Raw genomic sequence first — 12,175 nt, forward strand, 5'->3', positions numbered from 1 at the left:
GACCCCGTGGTCCTCTACATGATTACGGTGGTTCGTAGCCGACTGCAGTAGCCAGGAGGATTTCTCCCATGAGTTCGTCCGACGACTGGAATGCGCAGGTGATCGCCGAGTTCCGGGCCAACGGAGGCCGGGTCGGCGGCAACTTCGAGGGTGCGCCCATGGCGCTCGTGCATCATCGTGGCTGCAAGACCGGTCGAGCAGAGGTCGAGGAGAAGACGCGCGGGAAACGCACCATTCCGGTCCTCGCTCTCCGACGACGCTGACCTGCTTGCACCCCTGGAACCACCGAGATCCCGCCGACATGCGCCGGCGGGATCTCCCGTGACCGGCCACCAGGCCGGAAAGAAATTCGCACTAGGGGCTACTTACGCCCCGCCTGCCACTGCATGCCCCACCCGAACGCGCGGTCGAGGTCGGACTGGCTGCCGTCGATGTACTGCACGAGACGCTCGACGGTGATGCCCTGCCCGGTGTTCTGCAGCATCGCGATCGCGCAGATGCGCGCGCCGTTGTTCGGCGAGTCCAGGCGCACCTCGATCTGCGGACCCGACGGCGGGGTCAGCGTCACGACGCCGTCCACGGCAGCCCAGTTCGGCGCTCCTTCGTAGATCATCGCGAAGATCAGCACACGCTTGAACAGCTCGGGGCGCTCGAGGTTGACGTGCATGTTCTCGCCACCGGTGTTCGAGCCGGTGCGGTCGTCGCCGTCGAGGTGGATGTACGGCGGGGTGTTCAGCGCGCCGAAGCTGTTCCCGAGCGCCTGAATGACTCCCTTGGAACCATCGGCGAGTTCGAACAGGCAGCCGAGGTCGAGGTCCACGCCGCCGCTCGCGCCCGTGAGCTTCGCGAGGAAGCCCTTCTTCTGCTCACCGCGCGACCAGTTGAGGTTCACCCGCGTGACGCCCTGCCCGGACCCGGCCTTCGACAGGCTCACGGTCGGGGATTCCTTGGTGAGGTTGATCTTGCTCAGGTTGACGCCGCCTGCGTTCTGTTCGGGCTTCTTGTTGTAGTCGATGGCCATGTCGAGCCTTTCGTCGGAGTGCTGCGCGGATGCGCACGGGGTACGGAAAAGCGATGGGAGCCCCCGATCCGAGATGTCGGATCGAGGGCTCCCATCGGCATGTGGTTCGAACTGTCGAGGATCAGGGGATGCTGGTCTTCACAGCATCTTCGCCTTCCCTCGCCGCGATCTTGCGGTTGCGGTAGATGCTCGAGGTGAATGCCGCACCGATCAGGGCGACACCGACGAGGCCGGTGATGACCTCCGGCACGTGGGTGCCGATCGAGTACAGCAGGATCAGTGCCAGCGCACCGATGGCCCAGTGAGCACCGTGCTCGAGGTACACGTAGTCGGACAGCGTGCCCTTGCGCACCAGGAAGATGGTGATCGAGCGGACGAACATCGCGCCGATGAAGCCGAGGCCCAGGGCGATGATGATCGGGTCGGACGTGATGGCGAAGGCTCCGATGACACCGTCGAACGAGAACGACGCGTCGAGCACCTCGAGGTAGAGGAACAGGAAGAAGCCGGCCTTACCGGTGGCCTTCGCGAGGCCGCTCGGTCCGCCGCTGGGCTCTTCGCCTTCCTCTGGAATGTGGAACATCTCGCCGAGTCCGTTGACCGCGATGTAGGTGATCATGCCGAGCGCGCCGGCGATCATGACGGTCGAGACCTTGTCCTCGGGTGCGATCACGGTGGCCGTGATGAGCAGCAGCGCGGTGGCGACGACGACCTCGAGCTGCTCGAGCTTCCCGGCCTTCGCGAGGGGACGCTCGAGCCATTCGAGCCACTTGATCTCGCGATCTTCCAGGATGAAGTGCAGGAAGAGCATCAGCAGGAACATGCCGCCGAACGCCGCGATCTGCGGATGCGCATCGGTGATCAGGGTCTCGTAGCTGGGGCTGCCGTCCGGGAAGTAGGCGGCTCCGTCCGGCGGCGGATTCAACGCGAGGTCGAGTGCCGCGATGGGGCCGAGTCCGGACGCCACCCACACGATCGCGAGGGGGAACACCAGACGCATACCGAAGACGGCGATGAGGATGCCGACGGTGAGGAAGATCTTCTGCCAGAACTCGCTCATCCGCCGCAGCACGGTCGCGTTGATGACCGCGTTGTCGAACGACAGCGAGACCTCGAGGATGCCGAGGATCACGCAGAGGAACAGAGCCTGCGGGCCGCCGTAGAGGAAGGCGACCACGAGGGAGACGACGGTGACCGCGAAGGATGCACCGAATATTCGCAGAACCACGAAGCGTGGCCTTTCTAATCGGAATCAGGGCGTTGCAGGGTGGTTACTGCACGTCGGCTCCGGCTTCGGTACTGCGACCGAAGCCGGAACCCGGAAGAAACGAACTAGACGTTGACGCCGTAGTCGCGGGCGATACCCGCGAGACCGGACGCGTAGCCCTGGCCGATGGCGCGGAACTTCCACTCCGCACCGTTGCGGTACAGCTCGCCGAAGACCATGGCGGTCTCGGTCGAGGCGTCCTCGGACAGGTCGTAACGAGCGAGTTCGTTGCCGTTCGCGCGGTCGACGACGCGGATGTACGCGTTGCGGACCTGGCCGAACGACTGGCTGCGGGAATCGGCATCGTAGATCGAGACCGGGAAGAAGATGCTCTCGATGTTCGCCGGGGTGGCGGCGAGGTCGACGTTGATGACCTCGTCGTCGCCTTCGCCCTCACCCGTGCGGTTGTCACCGGCGTGCTCGATGGCACCGTCGGGCGACTTGAGGTTGTTGAAGAAGACGAAGTGCTGGTCGGAGACGACCTTCTTGTCGGCCCCGGTAGCGATGGCGCTGGCATCGAGGTCGAAGTCGGTGCCGGTGGTGGTGCGAACGTCCCAGCCCAGGCCGACGGCCACTGCCGTCAGGTTCGGAGCTTCCTTGGTGAGGGAGACGTTTCCGCCCTTGGTCAAGCTGACGCCCATGCGGGGTCCTTTCGATCGTTCCAACGGTCGACGTACCGGTATAGGGCACGCCCGGTGTGCGTTTCTCCCCACACTAGTTGTTGCCGTGGGGTACGCCCATATCCACTATGCCCGGTCCCGCGCCTCACTTCGTGACCCGCACGAACCACAGTTCCGACCGGCGGAAAGGTGACGGATCGGCCCGGTGGACGTGCGCCCAGTACCATTCGGTTCTGTGGCGAGCCGATGGACGCGCCGCCTGTTCGGCGGGGGAAACACGGAAGATCCCGCGGCTCGTCGTGCACACGATGCGATGGTCGCGGCGTTCCTCGACATGGACAAGCGCCAGTCCGTCATCGAGGCCGGTGTGGCCGCGTCCTACGAGCTCGAACCCGAACGGCACCTGCTCCGTCAGTGGGATCCCATCCGTCAGGCGTGTTATCGCGCCGGTGAGACGTATCTTCAACTGGCAGTGACGGATCCGGAACAACCGCTCGCACCTGCTCCGGCCTACGAGCAGGCACTGCGGCAGATAACCGAAGCAACACGAACACTTGATGAATTCTTCGGAAACAACCGGGGACACCTCGAGCACATGACGACCGTGGCGAACACGGTGCCCGAGCTGGCACACCGGATGCGTACCGAAGCGCGCAACACCCTCGCCGCGACGCAGACCCCGGATTTTGTTTCCTTTGCGAACTATCCGTCGGTCCGATCTGCCACCGAAGCGCTCGAGAAGGCCCTGAACAGCCTCGATGCAGCGCACAGCGTGGGCGCGACCCGCACAGCGGCCCTCCGAGTCGAAGAGGCGACCACTGCTCTGCTCGACGCCCTCGCCGCAGCACCGGGGCGCCGCGACGAGGCCGTTCGCACCCTCGCCTCGGTCACCACCAGGATCGGAGCGGTCCGGACCCGTGCGGAAGGTCTCGCCCCGGCCTTCTCCGCGCTGTTGCGCGAGTTCAATGCGGCCAGCTCCGCCGACCTGTCCGGGAACGAGAAACAGGCCGCCGAACTGCTCGCTCGCGCCGAGGACCAGCTCGGACGCGCACGGGCGGCGGCGAAGGACGGCCGCCCCGAGGAAGCGCTCGAGCTGGTCGCGGCGATCCGCGCCGAGCTGTCACGCGCCGAGGAACTCGTCGACGCCGTGACCGCACGACTCGCCACGCTGCGTTCCGTCCGGCAGAATCCGGGGGCCAAGGTCGACGAGGTACGGTTCCGCCTCCGTGACGCACAACACCTGGCCGTGCAACGCGGTCTCACCGCAGAATGGGGTTCCGTTCTCGACTCGCAGTTGAGCCGGATCGACAGGGCCGTCGACGCACTCACCGGTGTGCACCCCGACTACTGGGCCTACGTCAGAGATTTGGATGCGGTGTCTACCTTCATCGCAGGAGTGGTCGATCGGATGAGAGGACGGACCGAGAACGCATGAGGGGGGCCACGCTTACCGAAGTGCGCGCCATGCAGCACTTTCGGCATCTCGACGGCGCGACGATGGAGGAGTTGTTCCTGCACCGTCCCGAGCCGTTCGGGCACAGCGACGATCGCGACCGCCTGGCGACCGCTCTCGGCGCCACGCTCTACGTACCCGCGACGCGCGGAGATCTCGTCACGACCATCTCGAAACGTGCGGCCGAGGGTGTGACGTCGATGGTGCTCGACCTCGAGGACGCCGTCGCCGACGACGAGGTCGAGCAGGGCCTGCAGAACGCCGTCGCGACACTCGATGCGCTCGCCGAACGCGGACCGACGCCGATGATGTTGTTCGTCCGTGTCCGCACCGCCGACGGTGTCGGGCGGATCGCGTCGATGCTCGGCGCCGGCAAGGCCGTGCTGACCGGATTCGTGGTGCCCAAGTTCACCGCACACACCGGCCCCGTCTTCCTCGAGGCGGTGGCCGCGGCGTCGGACCTCCTCGGCCGTCACCTCTACGCGATGCCCGTCATCGAGTCGGCCGAGGTCGTCCACCGCGAGACCCGCGACGGCGAATTGCGTGCGATCTCGAGCATCCTCGCCGAACATCGCCACCGCATCCTCGCCGTCCGGATCGGCGCGACCGACATGTGCGCGACCTTCGGTATCCGGCGCGACCGCGACCTGACGATCTACGACGTCCGGGTCGTCGTCGACGTGATCGCCGACATCGTCAACCACCTCGGGCGAACCGACGGAACGGGTTTCGTCATCACCGGGCCCGTCTGGGAGTACTTTGCCGACCACGAACGCATGTTCCGACCGATGCTGCGCTCGACACCCTTCGAGGAACAGGATGCCGTGCTGTTCCGTCAGCAGCTCGTCAGCCGCGACCTCGACGGTCTGCTGCGCGAGATCGCCCTCGACCGCGCCAACGGCATCCAGGGCAAGACCGTCATCCATCCGTCGCATGTCGCTGCGGTGCATGCCCTGTCGGCCGTGACCCACGAGGAGTTCCACGATGCGACCGACATCCTCGATCGCGACACCGGTGGTGTGCAGGCCTCGGGATACGGGAACAAGATGAACGAACGACGACCCCACCGTACGTGGGCCGAGCAGACCCTGTTGCGCGCGTCGGTGTTCGGTGTCACCCGCAAGGGGATCACCTTCGTCGACCTGCTGACGGCGTTGGTGGACCGATGACCGATATTCTCGACATCCCCTGGGCCACCGCAGAGCTCGGTTTCGCTCTCGAACATGCGGAGTCGTCATGTGGCTACACGGTTCCCGAGCTCGTCAGGCCCGGGCTGCGACGCAATCCACGGCGTGCGCACCTGCTCGTCTCCACGGTTCTCGGCAAGCACATCCCCACCGAACCGGCCGCGGTGCGCGGCGCCGGTCACCGGCTCGGCCGGCTCGTCACCGACCTCCTCGGCGATGCGGCATCCGACGCCGTCGTCATGGGATTCGCCGAGACCGCAACGGGTCTCGGTCACTGCGTGGCCGACGCCCTCGACGCCGCATGCTGTCTGCATTCGACGCGACGCCAGGTTCCCGGAGCGGAGGTGCTCACCGGATTCGAGGAGGGGCACTCGCACGCGACCTTCCACCTGCTGCAGCCGACCTCCGGCGCACTGTTCGCCAACGCCGCGCCGCTCGTGCTCGTCGACGACGAGATCTCCACGGGAGCAACGGCCCTCGACGCCATCCGCGCGCTGCACCGCGATCATCCGCGTGATCGTTACGTCCTCGCCTCCCTCGTCGACATGCGGTCGGAACAGGATCGCCGCCGGACGGCAGAGGTCGCCGCGGAACTCGGCACGAGCATCGAGCACGTGAGCCTGGCCGCCGGACGATCCGTCGTCCCCGACGATCTCGTCGCGCGGGTCGCGGCGTTACCCGACCCTCTCCTCAATCCGGTGGGGGAGCAACGCGGCGACGTCCGGTTCCTCCACGCGGCGTGGCCGTCCCATGTGCCCGACGGCGGGCGGCACGGGATGTTGCGCACCGACGCGGCGGCCTTCGACGCGGCTCTGTCGACGCTCGCCGACACGATCGCGGACGTACGCGACGCCCGGCGACCCGCCGTCGTCGTCGGACACGAGGAATTGATGTATCTGCCGCTGCGACTCGCCGAGGCACTCGTCGACCGCGGCACTCCCGCCCTGTTCCAGACCACGACCCGCTCCCCCGTCCACGTGATGGACGTCGACGGATATCCGCTGCGCCGCGGATTCCGTTTCACCGCACCCGAACACATCGACAGCGAGTTCGAGAACGAGGTGCCGCGCTTCCTCTACAACGCGCAGTGGCCTACGTCCACCGAGGTCCGCGCCGAGCTGATCCTCGTCATCGATTCGCCCGCCGACACCGACCGCCTGCGCGCACCGGGAGGTGTTCTCGACGTGCTCACTGCTGCCGGTGAGGACGTCCTCGTCGTGATCGTGCCCGCCACCGATCCGACGGTGCTGCGCACCCACAGGGAGACCGTATGACCGTGCCACTGACCGGACCCGAGTTCGGCTCCTACGCGCCCGACGAGGTGACGTGGCTGCTCAAGGATCTCTCCCACGCCGACCTCGAGGGCGACATCGCCGAACGGGAGGCGCGGATCCAGGCGGGTCTCGCGCACTACGCGGAGTCCCTGCCGATCGAGTACCAACCCGACGCCGCCTACCGCGAACTGTTCGACAAGGCACTGGCCGGCACTGCGGGCCGGTTGGCGCACGCGGTGGGCACGGTCACCGAACTGCTTCTCTCCGAACGCGGAACCGACCTGACCCTCGTGTCGCTCGCGCGGGCGGGCACCCCGATCGGCATCCTGATCCGTCGATGGGCGCTGCACCACCACGGTCTGACGCTGCCGCACTACGCCGTGTCGATCGTCCGGGGTCGCGGCATCGACTCCGCCGCTCTCGACCACATCACCGCGCGGCACGCTCCCGCGTCGGTCGTCTTCGTCGACGGCTGGACGGGCAAAGGCGCGATCGCGCGTGAACTGTCCGCTGCGCTCGCCGAATACACCGCGCGAGGCGGTCCCGTCCTGTCCGACGATCTCGCGGTACTCGCCGACCCCGGCCACTGCGTCCGCACCTACGGCACGCGCGACGACTTTCTCATCGCCTCCGCCTGCCTGAACTCCACCGTCTCCGGACTGGTCTCACGAACGGTCCTCAACGACAGCCTGATCGGCCCCGGGGAGTTCCACGGCGCCAAGTTCTACGCCGAGTTGGCCGCGGACGACGTGTCGAATCATCTGCTGGACGCCGTCGCCGCGGAGTTCGACACGTGCGGCGACGTCGCATCGGCCGCGCAGGCAGTGCTCGAATCCGACCGCACCCCCACCTGGGCCGGCTGGGAGTCCGTCGAGCGGGTGCGGGCGCAGTACGGCATCTCGAGCGTCAACTTCGTCAAACCCGGTGTCGGAGAGACCACCCGCGTGCTGTTGCGTCGCGTTCCCTGGAAGGTTCTGGTGCGCGACATCACCGCCGACGAGCACGCCCATATCCGGATGCTCGCGGCCGCTCGCGACGTTCCCGTCGAGGAGGTTCCCGATCTGGCCTACTCCTGCATGGGACTGATCAAGGACCTGCCGTGACCAGCACTACGACCGCACTGGTCGCCACCGATCTCGACCGCACCCTCATCTATTCGCGCGCCGCGATGACCGGCGACCAGTTCGACACGCAGGATCTACTCTGTGTCGAGTACTACGAGAGCGCACCGCTGTCGTACGTCACCGACATTGCTGCGCAACAGCTTCGGACGCTCGCCGGCGAGGTCGCGATGGTGCCGACGACCACGCGCACACCCGAACAGTTCCGCCGCATCGACCTCCCCGGCGGTCCGTGGCGTTATGCAATCGCGAGCAACGGTGGGTCGATCCTCGAGGACGGGCATCTCGACCCGCACTGGCGCAGGACCGTGGAAGCAGCGGTACGCGCGGGGGGTGCGAGCCTCGACGAGATGACGACCGAATTGCGCCGCCGAATCTCCGAGGACTGGGTGTCGAAGTTCCGCATCGCCGACGAGTTGTTCTGCTACCTCGTCGTCGACGTCGCAGCGCAACCGGCGGGATTTCTCGACGACTGGCACGAGTGGTGTTCGACGCGCGGCTGGAACGCGTCGCAGCAGGGCCGGAAGATCTACACGATGCCGAACAGCGTGTGCAAGAGCCGCGCGGTGGCAGAGGTGCACCGCCGGCTCCGAGACCGCGGGGTGCTTACCGACGACGCCCCGGTCTTCGCCGCGGGTGACGGTGCGCTCGATGCGGAGATGCTGAAGGCCGCCGACGCCGCGATCCGGCCTCGCCACGGCGAACTCGAACTGATGGACTGGCGCCACCCGACCGTCTCGGTGACCGACGCCGCGGGCGTCACCGCCGGGGAGGAGATCCTCGCCTGGTTCGCCCGATCCGCTCGTCTTCCGGTCGCTTCGTAGAGTAGAAGGTGCCCGGTCACCGACACAGTGAGGACACATCTCTTGCCGACTCCGCTCTCCAAGGGTCAGAACGGACCGCTCACCGCGTCCGACGTCGTCGTCTCGCTCGAGCTGACCACGCCCGCCGATCTGTCCGCACTGCTCGTCAAGGCCGACGGCAAGGTGCGCTCCGACGCCGACTTCGTGTTCTTCAACCAGCCCACCGGGCCGGGTGTGCGTCTCGTATCCGGCGCGCCCGGGCAGGCGGCCTCGCTCGCCGTGTCGCTCGCGCAGGTTCCCGCCGACATCGATCAGGTGCGCGCCGTGATCACCCTCGACGACGCGTCGAGTAGCTTCGGCCGGTTCGCACCGCCCACCGCGCGCGTGTCCGACAGTGCGGGAACGGTGTTGTACGAGTACCGGATCGACGGACTGAGCACCGAGTCCATCGTGATCGCGCTGGAGTTGTACCGGCGCCAGGGCGCGTGGAAGGTCCGCGCCGTGGGCCAGGGATATGCGGGCGGTTTCGCGGCGTTGGTGACCGATCACGGGGTCAGCGTCGACGACGCACCCGCCCAGCCTGCTGCCGCACCTCAGCCCGTCGCTCCCACGCCGGCTCCGGCTCCGCCCGTGCAGCAGACACCGCCCGTGCAGCAGACACCGCCTCCGGCACAGCTGGCACCTCCGGCACAGCCTGCGGAGGTCAGCCTCACGAAGAACCGCCCGGTGAGCCTGGTGAAGGGGCAGAAGGTCACCCTCCGCAAGGACGGCGGCGTCGCGCTGACCTTCCTGCGCATGGGGCTCGGCTGGGATCCAGTGGAGAAGCGTGGCCTGTTCGGCAACCGTTCCGCCGACATCGACCTCGACGCCTCGGCCGTGATGTTCGCCGACAACCAGATCGCCGACGTCGTGTACTACGGCCAGCTGCAGTCGAAGGACGGCTCGGTCCAGCACCAGGGCGACAACCTCACCGGTGCCGGTGAGGGCGACGACGAGGTGATGCTCGTCGACCTCACGCGGGTCCCCGCCCATGTCACGACGGTGATGTTCATCGTGACCTCCTACAAGGGCCACACCTTCGAGCAGGTGCAGAACGCGTTCTGCCGTCTCGTCGACGGCACGATCGACACCGAGCTGGCCCGCTACACGCTGCAGGGTGGCATGCCGTTCACGGGCATGGTCATGGCGAAGGTCTACCGCCAGGGCAGCGAATGGAAGCTGCAGGCCATCGGCGAGGGCATGCAGGCGAAGCATCCCGGTGAGGCCGCGCCGCAACTGGGCCGGTTCCTGGCCGTCTGACCGGTGGGCGAACTCTTCACAGCGGGGCGCAACGCCCCGCTGCCGACCCGCACGGTCCGTTTCGCGGCGACCGCATCCGTCCCTCTGGACGTGTGCGCGTTCGTCGTGGACGACGGCCTGCAGGTGGCGTCCTCCGACGACGTCGTGTTCTACAACCAACCGACGACGGCGGGCGTTCGGCTCGAGGGCAAGGTGATCGTCGTCGACGTCGACGCGGTCCGTCCCGGCGCACGCGTGCTGTGTGCGGTCGGCTGCGAGCGACCCGCAGCGGTGTCGACCTCGCTGTGCGACGCGGCGGGCACCGTCCTCGCGTCGTTTCACGTGGAACCGGCGGTCGGTACCGAGACGGCGCTGCTGTGCTGGGAGATCTACCGTCGTCACGACGAATGGAAGATCCGCGCCCTCGGCCAGGGATACGCCGGTGGACTCGCCGAGATGTTCACCGCGCACGGGGTGGAGGTCGAGTCACCCTCCGACGCGGAGAAGGTGGCCGCTCCCGGGCCCGGCCCGGTCATCGGCCTCTCACCTCTCGAGGTGCTGTGGCAGATCTTCGAGGACGCCGCCCGATCGGCCGCCGCGTACACGTCGAGTGCGGAGTTCGCCCAGCACCGTTTCGACGACGAACTCTCGACAGCTGTGGCCGATCCCGCCCGGCGCATGGAGCCCGAGGCCGACGGTGCCCGGGCGCGTGCGCAGCAGCGCTACGACGAGCTCGTCGGTGTCGCCGAGGCCCGCTACCGCGACGACAGCGCGGTGCTCGCCGCCGAACTGCTCACCGTCGACGCGACGTTGCCGCCCGCACTCGCATCCTGGATCTCCCCGGCCTGGATGCACGTGCACCTGCCGAGCGACGGCGTGCGGGTGGGTGAGGTGACGGCGCCCGATCTGGGTCCGCTGCGCATCCCCCTGTGCCTGCCGGCACCGCTCACGCGACCGTTGTGGATCGACGGCGACCCCGCCGACCTCGGTCCCGTCGTGTCGTCCGTGGTCGTGCGACTGCTCACGGCCCGGCCCGACACCCTGCTGCACCTCGTCGATCCCGGGCGGACGCTGCCCGCACTCGAACCCCTCACCGCAGCCCGACTTGCCGGACCGCCCGTCCACGACCGGTCGCGGGTCCCCGCCAGACTCCGGGGGCTGGCCGACGCGGCGGACCTCGACGCGCTCGCCCGGCAGGTCGACGCGGAGACCGCCTCACCCGTGTTGCTGGTCCTCGCCGGGTTCCCCTACGGCTACGACCACGACGACCTGCTCGAGATCGTCCGGATCGCGCGTACCGGCAGTGCCGGCCGGGTCTCGGTCGTCCTCGCGGGTGATCCCCCGGACGATCGGGTCGCGGAGATCCTGTGGGACGAGGCGCAGAAGCTTCCCGTCGACGGGGAGCTGGCCGATCCGTGGACGGGAGGCCGATGGACGTTCGTTCCCGACAGCCTGCCCACCGAGACCGAGCATCTGCGCGGCGCGCTGGGTGGTAGTTCGCTTCCGGACTGATCGTCCCCTCGCACAGAGGGATCAGCGCCGATCGACGAGTGTCGTGACATCGGGCGCGTACACGGTCATCCAGTGCGGGTTCAGGCGGTAGTAGACCACCTCCTCGCTCCAGTCGAACGCGTCCCCGCCGTAGAACGACTGAAGGTAGGCGAGCAGTTCGGGCCAGTCGTCGGCCGGCTCACCGCCGCGCGGGTTGAGAATCTCCACGTGGCCGTGTGTGAACACGCCGAGGTCCTCCCCGCGCATGTGCGCCGCGCTGGCCGCGGGACGCGCGGCGAGATGCCGGGCCTTGGCTGCAGTGTGGGCGGTGCCGAAGTACCACTTGCCGTGCAGGAAATGTCCGTCCACAGCACTGATGCGCGGTTCCCCGCCGGCGGTGACCGTCGCCAGCGAGAGGACGCACATGCCCGTGAGCACCTCGACGAGCTGCTCGGCCGTGAGGGTCCGCGACTCGTCGACGATCGACCTCAGGTGGGATGTGGACCGGGACAGCGACGTGTCGAGGAGCACCTGGAGGTCGGCGAGCTCGGTGGGGGTTTCGTGCATGGCTCCATGTTCACATCACCGAGGCTCACGGGACCCGACAGTTCCTGCTCTGTTCTCCTCGCCGATGTCTGCTCTCGGGGAGATCACCGAACG

Annotated in this window: 12 protein-coding genes; 8 read left to right on the forward strand and 4 right to left on the reverse strand. The window is 67.6% G+C overall.

Going from position 1 to position 12,175, the window contains the following annotated elements:
- Positions 1-68 precede the first annotated feature (68 nt).
- The gene (locus RBB84_RS20110) at positions 69-263 is read left to right on the forward strand and encodes a hypothetical protein (RefSeq protein WP_350247727.1); all 195 of its coding nucleotides are present in this window, start codon (positions 69-71) and stop codon (positions 261-263) included.
- Positions 264-361: 98 nt separating this feature from the next.
- On the opposite strand, the gene RBB84_RS20115 is transcribed toward RBB84_RS20110, so the two are convergent.
- From RBB84_RS20115 to RBB84_RS20125, 3 genes are all read right to left on the reverse strand, one after another.
- Positions 362-1,021 carry a hypothetical protein gene (locus RBB84_RS20115; protein WP_006550708.1) on the reverse strand — a complete coding sequence of 220 codons (660 nt, stop codon included), beginning with the start codon at positions 1,019-1,021 and terminating at the stop codon, positions 362-364.
- Between the two features lie 121 nt (positions 1,022-1,142).
- The gene (locus RBB84_RS20120; protein ID WP_254583441.1) at positions 1,143-2,249 is read right to left on the reverse strand and encodes a DUF475 domain-containing protein; all 1,107 of its coding nucleotides are present in this window, start codon (positions 2,247-2,249) and stop codon (positions 1,143-1,145) included.
- Between the two features lie 104 nt (positions 2,250-2,353).
- Entirely contained in the window at positions 2,354-2,929 is a 576-nt protein-coding gene (locus RBB84_RS20125; RefSeq protein WP_006550710.1) for a TerD family protein, read from the reverse strand.
- A gap of 292 nt (positions 2,930-3,221) precedes the next feature.
- On the opposite strand from RBB84_RS20125, the gene RBB84_RS20130 reads away from it, so the two are divergent.
- From RBB84_RS20130 to RBB84_RS20160, 7 genes are all read left to right on the forward strand, one after another.
- Positions 3,222-4,343 (forward strand): hypothetical protein, encoded by a 1,122-nt coding sequence (locus RBB84_RS20130; RefSeq protein WP_138845833.1) that lies wholly within the window; start codon positions 3,222-3,224, stop codon positions 4,341-4,343.
- A 29-nt stretch (positions 4,344-4,372) separates the two neighbouring features.
- A complete protein-coding gene (locus tag RBB84_RS20135; RefSeq protein WP_006550712.1) occupies positions 4,373-5,530 on the forward strand; it encodes an HpcH/HpaI aldolase/citrate lyase family protein in 1,158 nt (385 codons plus the stop codon).
- Entirely contained in the window at positions 5,527-6,822 is a 1,296-nt protein-coding gene (locus RBB84_RS20140; protein ID WP_193902818.1) for a phosphoribosyltransferase family protein, read from the forward strand. The genes RBB84_RS20135 and RBB84_RS20140 overlap by 4 nt, the downstream gene beginning before the upstream one ends.
- Positions 6,819-7,925, forward strand: a complete 1,107-nt coding sequence (locus RBB84_RS20145) for a cysteine protease StiP family protein (RefSeq protein WP_006550714.1) — start codon at positions 6,819-6,821, stop codon at positions 7,923-7,925. Before RBB84_RS20140 ends, RBB84_RS20145 begins: the two co-directional genes overlap by 4 nt.
- A gap of 65 nt (positions 7,926-7,990) precedes the next feature.
- The gene (locus tag RBB84_RS20150; RefSeq protein WP_052227205.1) at positions 7,991-8,767 is read left to right on the forward strand and encodes a hypothetical protein; all 777 of its coding nucleotides are present in this window, start codon (positions 7,991-7,993) and stop codon (positions 8,765-8,767) included.
- 42 nt (positions 8,768-8,809) lie between these two features.
- Positions 8,810-10,045 carry a TerD family protein gene (locus RBB84_RS20155; RefSeq protein WP_350246644.1) on the forward strand — a complete coding sequence of 412 codons (1,236 nt, stop codon included), beginning with the start codon at positions 8,810-8,812 and terminating at the stop codon, positions 10,043-10,045.
- 3 nt (positions 10,046-10,048) lie between these two features.
- Complete coding sequence (locus RBB84_RS20160; protein WP_350246646.1) at positions 10,049-11,536, forward strand: TerD family protein; 1,488 nt, start codon at positions 10,049-10,051, stop codon at positions 11,534-11,536.
- 21 nt (positions 11,537-11,557) lie between these two features.
- Here RBB84_RS20160 and RBB84_RS20165 read toward each other — a convergent pair whose 3' ends face one another.
- On the reverse strand, positions 11,558-12,082 hold the full coding sequence (locus tag RBB84_RS20165; RefSeq protein ID WP_254583444.1) for a pyridoxamine 5'-phosphate oxidase family protein: 525 nt from the start codon (positions 12,080-12,082) through the stop codon (positions 11,558-11,560).
- Positions 12,083-12,175 lie beyond the last annotated feature (93 nt).

Source organism: Rhodococcus sp. D-6 (assembly GCF_040256695.1).
Taxonomy (GTDB): Bacteria; Actinomycetota; Actinomycetes; order Mycobacteriales; family Mycobacteriaceae; genus Rhodococcus; species Rhodococcus pyridinivorans.

Excerpts from the sequence above, each read along its gene's own strand:
- RBB84_RS20110 (WP_350247727.1), top strand. The coding sequence starts at position 69 with ATGAGTTCGTCCGACGACTGGAATGCGCAGGTGATCGCCGAGTTCCGG.
- RBB84_RS20115 (WP_006550708.1), bottom strand. The coding sequence starts at position 1,021 with ATGGCCATCGACTACAACAAGAAGCCCGAACAGAACGCAGGCGGCGTC.
- RBB84_RS20125 (WP_006550710.1), bottom strand. The coding sequence starts at position 2,929 with ATGGGCGTCAGCTTGACCAAGGGCGGAAACGTCTCCCTCACCAAGGAA.
- RBB84_RS20130 (WP_138845833.1), top strand. The coding sequence starts at position 3,222 with ATGGTCGCGGCGTTCCTCGACATGGACAAGCGCCAGTCCGTCATCGAG.
- RBB84_RS20135 (WP_006550712.1), top strand. The coding sequence starts at position 4,373 with ATGCAGCACTTTCGGCATCTCGACGGCGCGACGATGGAGGAGTTGTTC.
- RBB84_RS20140 (WP_193902818.1), top strand. The coding sequence starts at position 5,527 with ATGACCGATATTCTCGACATCCCCTGGGCCACCGCAGAGCTCGGTTTC.
- RBB84_RS20145 (WP_006550714.1), top strand. The coding sequence starts at position 6,819 with ATGACCGTGCCACTGACCGGACCCGAGTTCGGCTCCTACGCGCCCGAC.
- RBB84_RS20150 (WP_052227205.1), top strand. The coding sequence starts at position 7,991 with ATGACCGGCGACCAGTTCGACACGCAGGATCTACTCTGTGTCGAGTAC.
- RBB84_RS20165 (WP_254583444.1), bottom strand. The coding sequence starts at position 12,082 with ATGCACGAAACCCCCACCGAGCTCGCCGACCTCCAGGTGCTCCTCGAC.